General features: G+C 70.2%; 10 protein-coding genes. 4 read left to right on the forward strand and 6 right to left on the reverse strand.

Translation table 11 applies throughout. From position 1 onward, the window contains the following. Positions 1-23 precede the first annotated feature (23 nt). The 6 genes from QWJ13_RS12445 to QWJ13_RS12470 all read right to left on the reverse strand — a co-directional run bounded on the left by QWJ13_RS12445 (position 24) and on the right by QWJ13_RS12470 (position 5280). The gene (locus QWJ13_RS12445; protein WP_316523749.1) at positions 24-797 is read right to left on the reverse strand and encodes a succinate dehydrogenase iron-sulfur subunit; all 774 of its coding nucleotides are present in this window, start codon (positions 795-797) and stop codon (positions 24-26) included. Further along, positions 797-2539, reverse strand: coding sequence for a succinate dehydrogenase flavoprotein subunit (gene sdhA / locus QWJ13_RS12450; protein ID WP_316523751.1), 1743 nt, complete (start codon positions 2537-2539; stop codon positions 797-799). The genes QWJ13_RS12445 and sdhA overlap by 1 nt, the downstream gene beginning before the upstream one ends. Positions 2540-2577: 38 nt before the next feature. After that, positions 2578-3069, reverse strand: a complete 492-nt coding sequence (gene sdhD / locus QWJ13_RS12455) for a succinate dehydrogenase, hydrophobic membrane anchor protein (RefSeq protein WP_316523753.1) — start codon at positions 3067-3069, stop codon at positions 2578-2580. A gap of 8 nt (positions 3070-3077) precedes the next feature. Beyond that, positions 3078-3458: a succinate dehydrogenase, cytochrome b556 subunit gene (gene sdhC / locus QWJ13_RS12460; RefSeq protein WP_316523755.1), complete on the reverse strand. Its 381-nt coding sequence runs from the start codon at positions 3456-3458 to the stop codon at positions 3078-3080. Between the two features lie 297 nt (positions 3459-3755). Next, the gene (locus QWJ13_RS12465; protein ID WP_316523757.1) at positions 3756-4241 is read right to left on the reverse strand and encodes a 2-oxo-4-hydroxy-4-carboxy-5-ureidoimidazoline decarboxylase; all 486 of its coding nucleotides are present in this window, start codon (positions 4239-4241) and stop codon (positions 3756-3758) included. 283 nt (positions 4242-4524) lie between these two features. Further along, the gene (locus tag QWJ13_RS12470; protein ID WP_316523759.1) at positions 4525-5280 is read right to left on the reverse strand and encodes an SDR family NAD(P)-dependent oxidoreductase; all 756 of its coding nucleotides are present in this window, start codon (positions 5278-5280) and stop codon (positions 4525-4527) included. A 110-nt stretch (positions 5281-5390) separates the two neighbouring features. Here QWJ13_RS12470 and QWJ13_RS12475 point away from each other — a divergent pair, with 110 nt between their 5' ends. From QWJ13_RS12475 to QWJ13_RS12490, 4 genes are all read left to right on the forward strand, one after another. After that, positions 5391-6980, forward strand: coding sequence for an acyl-CoA mutase large subunit family protein (locus tag QWJ13_RS12475; RefSeq protein WP_316523761.1), 1590 nt, complete (start codon positions 5391-5393; stop codon positions 6978-6980). A 166-nt stretch (positions 6981-7146) separates the two neighbouring features. Beyond that, a complete protein-coding gene (locus tag QWJ13_RS12480) occupies positions 7147-8400 on the forward strand; it encodes an amidohydrolase (protein ID WP_316523763.1) in 1254 nt (417 codons plus the stop codon). Positions 8401-8667: 267 nt separating this feature from the next. Then, entirely contained in the window at positions 8668-9726 is a 1059-nt protein-coding gene (locus QWJ13_RS12485; protein WP_316523766.1) for a BMP family lipoprotein, read from the forward strand. 346 nt (positions 9727-10072) lie between these two features. Further along, positions 10073-11599 carry an ABC transporter ATP-binding protein gene (locus QWJ13_RS12490; RefSeq protein ID WP_432277499.1) on the forward strand — a complete coding sequence of 509 codons (1527 nt, stop codon included), beginning with the start codon at positions 10073-10075 and terminating at the stop codon, positions 11597-11599. The last annotated feature ends 1 nt before the right edge of the window (position 11600 follow it).

Here is an 11600-nt window from a genome sequence, read left to right on the forward strand (position 1 = left end):
GCCTTCGGGCTGTCAGGCGGGGATCAGAAGCGGCGGGTGACCAGCGCCCGCTTCACTTCCTGGATCGCCTTGGTGACCTCGATGCCACGCGGGCAGGCCTCGGAGCAGTTGAAGGTGGTGCGGCAGCGCCACACGCCCTCACGGTCGTTCAGGATCTCCAGGCGCTGCTCGGCACCCTCGTCACGCGAGTCGAAGATGAAGCGGTGCGCGTTGACGATGGCGGCCGGGCCGAAGTACTGGCCGTCGTTCCAGAACACCGGGCAGGACGACGTGCACGCGGCGCACAGGATGCACTTGGTGGTGTCGTCGAAGCGCTCGCGGTCCTCGGCGGACTGGAGGCGCTCCCGGGTCGGCTCGTTCCCCTTGGTGATGAGGAACGGCATGACGTCCTTGTACGCCTGGAAGAACGGGTCCATGTCCACGACCAGGTCCTTGAGGACCGTCAGGCCCTTGATGGCCTCGATCGTGATCGGCTTCTCCGGGTCGACGTCCTTGATCAGGGTCTTGCACGCCAGCCGGTTGCGGCCGTTGATCCGCATGGCGTCGGAGCCGCAGATGCCGTGGGCGCAGGAACGGCGGTAGGTGAGGGTGCCGTCCTGCTCCCACTTGATCTTGTTGAGCGCGTCCAGGACGCGCTCCTTCGGGTCCATCGTCAGCTGGTAGTCGACCCACACCGGGTCCGGGTGCTCCTCCGGGTTGAACCGGCGGATCCGGAAGGTGACGGTGATCGGCTGGACGGCACCGGCTTCGACGGCGTCCAGAGCGGCCGAGTGCTTCTCCACGGTCGGAGTGCTCATCAGTACTTACGCTCCATCGGCTGGTAGCGGGTCGTGACGACCGGCTTGTAGTCGAGGCGGATGGAGGTGCTGCCGTCGGCGGCGACCTCCTGGTACGCCATGGTGTGCTGCATGAACTTCACGTCGTCACGGGTCGGGAAGTCCTCGCGGTAGTGGCCGCCGCGGGACTCCTCACGGGCCAGCGCGGAGACGGCCAGCACCTCGGCCAGGTCGAGCAGGTTGCCCAGCTCGACGGCCTCCAGCAGGTCCGTGTTGTACCGGAAGCCCTTGTCCTGGATGGAGATGTTCTTGTAGCGCTCCTTCAGCGCGGCGATGTCCTCGACCGCCTGCTTCAGGGTGGCTCCGGTGCGGTACACCATCGCGTTGGTGTCCATCGTCTCCTGGAGCTCCTTGCGGATCTGCCCCACGGACTCGGTGCCGGTGCCCTCGCGCAGGCCGTCGACCAGGGCCTGGACCTTCTCGGCCGGGTTCTCGGGCAGCTCGACGAAGTCGTTCGCGTTGGCGAAGTCGGCGGCGGCGATGCCCGCGCGACGGCCGAACACGTTGATGTCCAGCAGCGAGTTGGTGCCCAGGCGGTTGGCGCCGTGCACGGACACGCAGGCGACCTCGCCGGCCGCGTACAGGCCCGGGACGACGTCGGTGTTGTTGCGCAGGACCTCACCCTCGACGTTGGTCGGGATGCCGCCCATGGCGTAGTGCGCGGTGGGCTGGATCGGGATCGGGTCCGTGTAGGGCTCGATGCCGAGGTAGGTGCGCGCGAACTCGGTGATGTCCGGCAGCTTGGCGTCCAGCTGCTCCGGCGGCAGGTGGGTCAGGTCCAGGTAGACGTGGTCGCCCTCGGGACCGCAGCCGCGGCCCTCGCGGATCTCGGTGTAGATCGCGCGGGAGCAGACGTCACGGGACGCGAGGTCCTTCATGACCGGGGCGTAGCGCTCCATGAAGCGCTCGCCGTCCTTGTTGCGCAGGATGCCGCCCTCGCCGCGGGCGCCCTCGGTGAGCAGGATGCCCATGCGCCAGATGCCCGTCGGGTGGAACTGGAAGAACTCCATGTCCTCCAGCGGCAGGCCGCGGCGGTAGACCAGGGCCTGGCCGTCACCGGTGAGGGTGTGGGCGTTGGAGGAGACCTTGAAGAACTTGCCGGTGCCGCCGGAGGCGAACACGACCGACTTGGCCTGGAAGACGTGGATCTCGCCGGTGGCCAGCTCGTAGGCGACGACGCCGGCCGTCTTGCCCTCGTTGATCAGCAGGTCGAGGACGTAGAACTCGTTGAAGAACTCGACGCCGTGCTTGACGCAGTTCTGGAACAGCGTCTGGAGGATCATGTGACCGGTGCGGTCGGCCGCGTAGCACGAACGGCGGACCGGGGCCTCGCCGTGGTTGCGGGAGTGGCCGCCGAAGCGGCGCTGGTCGATCCGGCCCTGCTCGGTGCGGGAGAAGGGCAGACCCATCTTCTCCAGGTCGAGGACGGCGTCGATGGCCTCCTTGCACATGATCTCGGCGGCGTCCTGGTCGACCAGGTAGTCACCACCCTTGACCGTGTCGAAGGTGTGCCACTCCCAGTTGTCCTCTTCGACGTTGGCCAGCGCGGCGCACATGCCGCCCTGGGCCGCGCCGGTGTGGGACCGGGTCGGGTAGAGCTTGGTCAGGACGGCGGTGCGGCTGCGCTGCGTCGACTCGATGGCCGCGCGCATGCCGGCGCCGCCGGCGCCGACGATGACGGTGTCGTACTGGTGAATCTGCATGGGGGGTTAACTCGCCTCTGGCCTCTGCCGATTTCCGATTAGATGTTCGGGTCGAAGGTGAAGATCACCAGGGTGCCGAGCAGCACGGTGAAGACCGTGGCGGTACCCATGAGGCCCTTCAGCCAGAGCCGGGTCGAGTCCTTCTCGGCGTAGTCGTTGATGACCTGCCGCATGCCGTTGGCGCCGTGCAGCATGGCGAGCCAGAGCATCAGGAGGTCCCAGCCCTGCCAGAACGGCGAGGCCCAGCGGCCGGCCACGAAGGCGAAGCCGATCTTGGAGACGCCGCCGTCGAGCACCAGCATGATCAGCAGGTGGCCGAGGATCAGCACGACCAGGACGATGCCGGACAGGCGCATGAAGAGCCAGGCCAGCATCTCAAAGTTGGTGCGGGTGCGGCGCGGGGTCTTCTTGGTCCGCTTGCGCGGAGGCTCGATGACGAACGCGTCGGCCGGGTTGCCGGTGCCCAGTCCCTTGCCGGTGTGTGCCTGCTTGGAAGGGACGACGATGGCGTCGGAGATTTCCGTGGACATGTCTCGGCTCACTTCCCGAACCAGGAGATCAGCGTGTGCTGGAGGATCCCGTAGAAGGAACCGGCCATCAGGACGACCCAGACTCCGACGACGGTCCAGAGCATCTGCTTCTGGTACTTCGGGCCCTTGGCCCAGAAGTCCACCGCCACGACCCGCAGGCCGTTCAGGGCGTGGAACAGGATGGCGGCCACCAGGCCGTACTCCATCAGGTTCACGAGGGGAGTCTTGTACGTCTGGATGACGGTGTCGTAGGACTCCGGCGACACTCGCACGAGGGCGGTGTCCAGGACGTGGGCGAACAGGAAGAAGAAGATGAGGACGCCGGTGACTCGATGAGCCACCCAGCTCCACATGCCTTCCCGGCCGCGGTACAGCGTTCCAGCCGGCACGGAAAAACCCTCCGGAAGCGATTGGGGGCTCGGCCGGCTTCGGTGTCGGTCAGCCCGGCCGGGTATGGTCCACCGGCCGCCAGCATCCTATCGACGCCTCGTCCTGAACCGCCTCCGGGGGCCCCAGGTGTGATCAATCAGGCACTTCTGGCCTAGTTGGGCGGGAACCAACGCGGCCGTCGGCACGATGAGTGACCGCTTCGTCGCGCTGGGTTCACCCGGTCGGGGGAACCGGAGGCGGTCGCACCCGCGGACGCCCGCCCGGCGAGGGGGCGCGCCCGCGGGTGCGACCGTGGTTCAGTGCGCCGCGGCCTCCGAACGGGGGGCGACCAGGTGCTCCAGACGGGTGAGAGCGATCCGGCGGAGCTCGTCGGCCGAGATCAGCCGCTCCTCGTCCGGGTCGTTGGCGAGCCGGGTGCGGATGGAGGAGAGCACGGTGTCGAGCATCTCCTCCGGGGCGACCCGCTCCAGGCAGACCACGAAGACGTGGCCGAACCGGGCCTCGTAGGCGGCGTGCGCCGCCCGCAGCGCGGTGTGCGCGGCCTGGCTGCCGGGAGCCCGCATGCCGAGCAGCGGCTGCGGCATCCAGCTCTCGTCGGCCAGGGCCTCGGCGAGGTCGGCCGGGCGGAGGTCGTAGGAGGCCTCGCTGGCGGCGGCCAGCAGGGACTCGATGTCGGGGTAGGGCCGGTGGGCGGTGAGCCGCAGGGCCCAGCGGTGGCTGCCGCAGCAGGCCAGCAGGGCCTCCTCGGCGGCGCCGGCGTCTGCTTCGTTGAAGCGGTGCAACCCGAGGAGGGTCGGCTCTGTTCTGGCGTCGAGCCGCTGTGACGGGATGTCGCTGGCCAGCGGGTCCTCCTCCTGAGGGCGGGAAGGTGCCGGTGAAGTGGGGTGGATGGCGTAGCTGGAGTATGGGGTGGCGAAGGGGCGCTCGGGCGCCGGTCCGTCAGCGCCTCCAAGGTAGTTGAGCGCTCATCAGTTGGGGAGGGCACGCGCCGAATTCATCCGGACGAGCTATCAAGTCGTGACGTTGACGTTTCGGTGTCAGCGCCCTCCCCGCCACCGGCCCGGATCAGGCGCGGTGGACCTTGTGGTTGGCGGCCTGGGCCCGGGGGCGGACCACCAGCAGGTCGATGTTCACGTGCGAGGGCCGGGTGACCGCCCACGCGACGGTGTCCGCGATGTCCTCCGAGGTGAGCGGCTCGGCCACGCCCGCGTACACCGCGGCGGCCTTCTCCTCGTCGCCGCGGAACCGGGTGACGGCGAAGCCCTCGGACTTCACCATGCCGGGCGCGATCTCGATCACCCGGATGGGCTCCCCGCACAGCTCCAGCCGCAGCGTGGCCGCGATGGTGTGGGCGGCGTGCTTGGCGGCGACGTACCCGCCGCCGCCCTCGTACGCGGCCAGCGCGGCGGTCGAGGAGAGCACCAGCACCGTGCCGTCGCCGGTGGCCCGCAGGGCCGGCAGCAGCGCCTGGGTCACGTGCAGCACGCCGAGCACGTTCACCTCGTACATGGCCCGCCAGTCGGCCGGGTCGCCCTGCTCGACGGTCTCGGCGCCGATCGCCCCGCCGGCGTTGTTCACCAGGACGTCCACCCGGCCGACCGCGGCCGCGAAGGCGTCCACGGCGGCCCGGTCGGTGACGTCCAGGGTGGCGGCCCGCGCCGAACCGCCCGCGGCGGCGATCTCCTTCGCCAGCGCCTCGACGCGCTCGGTGCGGCGGGCGGTCAGCACCACCTCGAAGCCCTCGGCGGCCAGCCGGCGGGCGGTCGCCGCGCCGATTCCGCTGCTGGCGCCGGTGACCACGGCCACCTTCTGCTCGGTCATCGCTACTCCCTGGGGCTCGTCGGTCGTTCACCCGATCATCTCAACCGCGTCGCCGCCCCGGCGGGCCGGTCGGACCCTGGACTACGACGACCCCCAGCGGAGGGACCCCCATGGCCGCCGAGCCGCGCCGCGCCGAGTCGGGCTTCGAGATCGAGCCGCTGTACGGACCGGAGTCCCTGGCCGGCCGGGACGTCGGCGCCCGGCTGGGCCGGCCGGGGGAGTACCCGTACACCCGGGGCGTGTACCCGACGATGTACACCGGCCGGCCCTGGACGATGCGCCAGTACGCGGGCTTCGGCACCGCCGCCGAGTCCAACGCCCGTTACCGGCAGCTGATCGCGGGCGGCGGCACCGGCCTCTCGGTCGCCTTCGACCTGCCCACCCAGATGGGCTACGACTCGGACGCCCCGCTCGCCGCCGGGGAGGTCGGCAAGGTGGGCGTGGCCGTGGACAGCGTCGAGGACATGGCGGCGCTGTTCGACGGCATCCCGCTCGACGCGGTCTCCACCTCGATGACCATCAACGCGCCCGCCGCCCTGCTCCTGCTCCTCTACCAATTGGTCGGCGAGGCCCAGGGGGTGGCGCCCGCGGCGCTCACCGGCACGGTCCAGAACGACGTGCTGAAGGAGTACATCGCCCGCGGCACCTACATCTTCCCGCCGCAGCCCTCGCTGCGGCTGACCGCCGACGTCTTCCGCTACTGCCGGGCCGAGATCCCGCGCTGGAACACCATCTCCATCTCCGGCTACCACATGGCCGAGGCCGGGGCCGATCCCGCGCAGGAGATCGCCTTCACGCTGGCCAACGGCATCGCCTACGTCCGCACCGCGCTCGCCGCCGGGATGGCCGTGGACGACTTCGCGCCCCGGCTCTCCTTCTTCTTCGTGGCCCGCACGACGCTGCTGGAGGAAGTGGCCAAGTTCCGTGCCGCGCGCCGGATCTGGGCCGCGATCATGCGGGACGGCTTCGGCGCCCGGGACCCCCGCTCGCAGATGCTGCGCTTCCACACCCAGACCGCGGGGGTGCAACTCACCGCCCAGCAGCCCGAGGTGAACCTGGCCCGGGTCACCGTGCAGGCGCTCGCCGCGGTGTTCGGCGGCACCCAGTCGCTGCACACCAACAGCTTCGACGAGGCGATCGCGCTGCCCACCGAGAAGGCCGCCCGACTCGCCCTGCGCACCCAGCAGGTGCTCGCGTACGAGACCGATGTGACCGCCACCGTCGACCCGTTCGCGGGCTCCTACGCCGTCGAGTCGCTCACCGACGAGGTGGAGGCCGCCGCGCGGGCGCTGCTGGACCGGATCGAGGAGTTGGGCGGCGCGGTGGCCGCGATCGAACAGGGCTACCAGAAGGGCGAGATCGAGCGCACCGCCTACCGGCTCCAGCGGGAGACCGACTCCGGCGAGCGGACCGTGGTCGGCGTCAACCGCTTCCGGTCGGACGCGGAGGAGCCGTACCGGCCGCTGCGGGTGGATCCGGCGATCGAGGAGCGGCAGGCTCGGCGCCTGGGGCGGCTGCGGGCCGAGCGTTCCGGCGGCGCCGTCGACCGGGCGCTGGACGCGTTGCGCCGTGCGGCGGAGGGGAGTTCGGTCGTGCTCTACCCGATGAAGGAGGCGCTGGCCGCCCGGGCCACCGTCGGCGAGGTCTGCGACGCGCTGCGCGAGGTGTGGGGGACGTACACGCCGAGCGAGCGCTTCTGACCGGTCGTCGCGATCGGCGCATGGAGTCGCCATTCTGCCAGGAGCTGTGCCATCTCGCAGCCAAAACTGAGGCTTATACCCATCTACTCGGCCAACATGCACCCATCCGGGGATTTCTTTTCGGAAAGTCGGGCCAAATCCCCCCAACAGGCCTACGATTGGCGAGATGAACCGTCCTGAGCCCGCTCAGTCGGGCGCCACTCTCGCCCCCGCCCGCCCCGCCGCCGATCTCCGTGAGCGGGTCCGCGCGCTGGAGCCCGAGCTGATCGCCTTCCGCCGTGATCTGCACCGGCACCCGGAGCTGGGCCGCCAGGAGTTCCGCACCACCGGGCTGCTGCGCGACCGGCTGATGGCGGCGGGCCTCGAACCGCGGGTGCTGCCCGGCGGCACCGGAATGCTCGTCGACATCGTGCCGCCCGGCACCACCCCGGGCACCGAGTTCCTGGCCTTCCGCGCCGACATCGACGCGCTGCCGATCGACGACGCCAAGACCGATGTGCCGTACCGCTCCTCCGTCCCCGGCCGGGCCCACGCCTGCGGGCACGACGTGCACACCTCGGTGCTGCTCGGCACCGGCCTGGTGCTGGCCGAGGCCGCCCGCGGCGGCGAACTGCGCCGCCCCGTCCGGCTGGTGTTCCAGCCGGCCGAGGAGGTCATGCCGGGCGGCGCGCTGGACGTGATCAAGGCCGGCGGGATGGAGGGCGTCGGGCGGATCTTCGCGGTGCACTGCGACCCGAAGGTGGAGGTCGGCCGGATCGCCCTGCGGGTCGGCGCGATCACCTCGGCCTGCGACCGCCTGGTGCTCCACCTGGACGGCCCCGGCGGGCACACCGCCCGTCCGCACCTGACCACCGATCTGGTCACCGCGGTCGCCAAGATGGCCGCCGACCTCCCGGGCACGCTGGCCCGCCGGATGGACCCGCGCTGGGGCGTCAGCCTGGTCTGGGGCCGGATCGCCTCCGGGTCCGCGCCCAACGTCATCCCGCAGCACGCCGAACTGGAGGGCACCGTCCGCTGCCTGGAGCTGGACGGCTGGCGCCAGGCGCCGGACCTGCTACACGAGCTGATCGCCAAGCTGGCCGAGACCTACCGGGCCAAGTGGACGCTGGACTACCACCGCGGGGTGCCGCCGGTGGTCAACGAGGCGGTCTCGGTGGCCCTGTTGGACGAGGCGATGCACGCCCGGTTCGCCGGTGACGGCGCCGTGGTGGTGGAGGGCACCGAGCAGAGCCTCGGCGGCGAGGACTTCTCCTGGTACCTGGAGCACGCCCCGGGCGCCCTGGCCCGGCTCGGCGTCCGCGAGCCCGGCGACGCCACCGTCCGGGACCTGCACCAGGGCCGGTTCGACGTGGACGAGCGGGCGATCGGCGTCGGCGTGGAGCTGTTCTCGGCGCTGGCCCTGGAGTCGGACGACAACTGACCGGCAAGTGCCGCCGCCGGTGGGCGCCATAGGGCGCCAATCGGACAAAAAGGGGGGGACCCGGGGGTTCCGGATCGGTTTCGTAAACTGGCCGAACCGACCCCCGGATCACCGTCCGCGCATGGGATAGAGCCCTCGGAAGAACATCAGACCACGGTTTGATAACAACCCCGAAGCTCTGTCACCCCGTAACACAACCGTGTTCTACGCGCGTTACGGTGACGTGCGACCACGCCAAACGGTTGGCGTGTAGAAGGAGATATCCCCTTGCGCCGTTCAATGAAGCTCGCCGCGGTTGTGCTCTCGGGTTCCCTGGGCATGGCCTCGCTCGCCGCTTGCGGCGCAAAGAGCACCGACTCCTCCTCCGCCGGTTCGGGCGACGGCTCGCTCAAGGTCGGTATGGCCTACGACATCGGTGGCCGTGGCGACCAGTCGTTCAACGACTCCGCCGCCCGTGGTCTGGACAAGGCCAAGTCCGAGCTGGGTGTCTCCGTCACCGAGGCCGAGGCCAAGCAGGGCGAGGCCGAGGCCGACAAGGAGACCCGCCTCAAGAACCTGATCGACGCGGGCTACAAGACGATCGTCGCGGTCGGCTTCGTCTACCAGCCGGCCGTCAACAAGGTCGCCAAGGACAACCCGAACGTCAAGTTCGCGATCATCGACTCGAACGACAAGGACCAGCCGTCCAACGTCACCTCGCTGCTCTTCGCCGAGCAGGAGGGTTCGTACCTGGCCGGTGTCGCCGCCGCGAACAAGTCGAAGGCCAAGCACGTCGGCTTCATCGGTGGCGTCGAGTCCGAGCTGATCAAGAAGTTCGAGGCCGGTTACACCGCGGGCGTGAAGTCCGTCGACCCGAACATCACGATCGAGACCACCTACCTCTCGACCCCGCCCGACTTCACCGGCTTCGCCGCGCCCGACAAGGGCAAGGAGGCCGCCCAGGGCCAGCTCGACAAGGGCGCGGACGTCATCTACACCGCCGCCGGCTCCTCCGGCAACGGCGCCATCGAGGCCGTCGCCAACAAGCAGGGCGCCCTGGCCATCGGTGTCGACTCCGACCAGGCCAACCAGCCGGCCCTGGCGAAGTACAAGAACAGCATCATGACCTCGATGGTCAAGAACGTCGACACCGCGGTCTTCTCGTACGTCGACTCGGTCAAGAAGGGTCAGAACCCGACCGGCATCAAGATGTTCGACCTGAAGGCCGACGGCGTCTCGCTCGCCACCACCGGCGGCAAGATCGACGACATCCAGGACAAGCTGAAGGCCGCCGCCGACGCGATCAAGACCGGCGCCACCACCGTTCCGACCGCGCCGACCAAGTAAGGCCGCGCGTCCCCGGACGCCGCAGCGCCTGCCGCCTGCCCGGCAGCGCGACGCACCAGCACGATTCACGGGAGGGGCCCGGCAGGGTGCGCTGAACGCGTACCCCCGGGCCCCGTTCCGTCTCCACGTTCACCCTTGGCCCTCCGTGCGCAACGACGCGCCTCCAGACCACCAGGAGATCGCCATCACCGCATCCGACCCCGTCCCGCTCGACAAGGACGGCAGCCCCAGCGCGGGGACGGCGACACCGGCCGTCGAGCTGCGCGGCATCACCAAGCGCTTCCCGGGTGTCGTGGCCAACCACGACATCAACCTCACCGTCCGCACCGGCACCGTGCACGCCCTGATGGGTGAGAACGGCGCCGGCAAGTCGACGCTGATGAAGATCCTCTACGGCATGCAGAAGCCGGACGAGGGCACCATCGCGATCAACGGCGAGCTGTGCGAGTTCAACACCCCGGGCGACGCCATCTCCCGCGGCGTCGGCATGGTGCACCAGCACTTCATGCTCGCCGACAACCTCACGGTGTGGGAGAACGTCGTCCTCGGCGGCGAGAAGCTCCACGGCATCGGCGCCAAGGCGAAGGCGAAGATCAAGGAGATCTCCGACCAGTACGGCCTGGGCGTGCGCCCGGACGCGCTGGTCGAGGACCTCGGCGTCGCCGACCGCCAGCGCGTCGAGATCCTCAAGGTGCTGTACCGCGGCGCCAAGATCCTGATCCTCGACGAGCCCACGGCCGTGCTGGTCCCGCAGGAGGTCGACGCGCTGTTCGACAACCTGCGCGAGCTCAAGTCCGAGGGCGTCACCGTCATCTTCATCTCGCACAAGCTGCACGAGGTGCTCGCGGTGGCCGACGCGATCAGCGTCATCCGGCGCGGCACCACGGTCGGCGACGCCGACCCGAAGGCCGTCACCGCCCGTCAGCTCGCCGAGCTGATGGTCGGCGCCGAACTGCCCTCCCCGGAGAGCCGCGAGTCGACCGTCACCGACAGCGTGATGCTCGACGTCAAGGGCCTGCGGATCGCCAAGACCGACGCCGAGGGCATCGAGCGCGTCGTCCTGGACGACATCTCGCTGCGCATCCACAAGGGCGAGATCCTCGGCATCGCGGGTGTCGAGGGCAACGGCCAGGCCGAGCTGGTCGAGGCCATCATGGGCATGCTGGCGCTGAACGCCGGCACCGTCACCCTGGACGGCCGGGACCTCTCCGGCAGCCAGACCCGGGCCCGGCGCGAGGCCGGCATCGGCTACATCCCCGAGGACCGCCACAAGCACGGCCTGCTGCTGGAGGCCCCGCTCTGGGAGAACCGCATCCTCGGCCACGTCACCGAGGCGCCCAACTCCAAGGGCCTGCTGCTCGATCCGGCCGCCGCCCGGACCGACACCCTGCGGATCGTCGAGGAGTACGACGTCCGCACCCCCGGCATCGAGGTCACCGCGGCCTCGCTCTCCGGCGGCAACCAGCAGAAGCTGATCATCGGCCGCGAGATGAGCCACCAGCCCAAGCTGCTGATCGCCGCCCACCCCACCCGCGGTGTGGACGTCGGCGCGCAGGCGCAGATCTGGGAGCACATCCGGGTCGCCCAGCGGGCCGGCCTGGCCGTCCTGCTGATCTCCGCCGACCTGGACGAGCTGATCGGCCTGTCCGACACCATCCGGGTGATCTACCGCGGCCGCCTGGTCGCCGACGCCGACCCGGCCACCGTCACCGCCGAGGACCTCGGCACCGCGATGACCGGTGCCGCCAGCGGCCACCTGGAGTCCGAGCCGCAGGCCGTCGCCGACGCGCGGGCCGTCGCGGCCGAGGGCACCGACGCCGAGGCCGGGCACCAGCCCACCGACACCGCCGACGACCCGCAGGCGGGGGAGTAAC

The sequence above is a fragment of the Kitasatospora brasiliensis genome (genome assembly GCF_032654805.1).
Classification (GTDB): domain Bacteria; phylum Actinomycetota; class Actinomycetes; order Streptomycetales; family Streptomycetaceae; genus Kitasatospora; species Kitasatospora brasiliensis.

Coding starts and splice junctions, on each gene's coding strand:
- QWJ13_RS12470 (WP_316523759.1), bottom strand. CDS start 5,280: ATGACCGAGCAGAAGGTGGCCGTGGTCACCGGCGCCAGCAGCGGAATC.
- QWJ13_RS12445 (WP_316523749.1), bottom strand. CDS start 797: ATGAGCACTCCGACCGTGGAGAAGCACTCGGCCGCTCTGGACGCCGTC.
- QWJ13_RS12490 (WP_432277499.1), top strand. CDS start 10,073: ATGGGTGAGAACGGCGCCGGCAAGTCGACGCTGATGAAGATCCTCTAC.
- QWJ13_RS12480 (WP_316523763.1), top strand. CDS start 7,147: ATGAACCGTCCTGAGCCCGCTCAGTCGGGCGCCACTCTCGCCCCCGCC.
- sdhD (WP_316523753.1), bottom strand. CDS start 3,069: ATGTCCACGGAAATCTCCGACGCCATCGTCGTCCCTTCCAAGCAGGCA.
- sdhA (WP_316523751.1), bottom strand. CDS start 2,539: ATGCAGATTCACCAGTACGACACCGTCATCGTCGGCGCCGGCGGCGCC.
- QWJ13_RS12475 (WP_316523761.1), top strand. CDS start 5,391: ATGGCCGCCGAGCCGCGCCGCGCCGAGTCGGGCTTCGAGATCGAGCCG.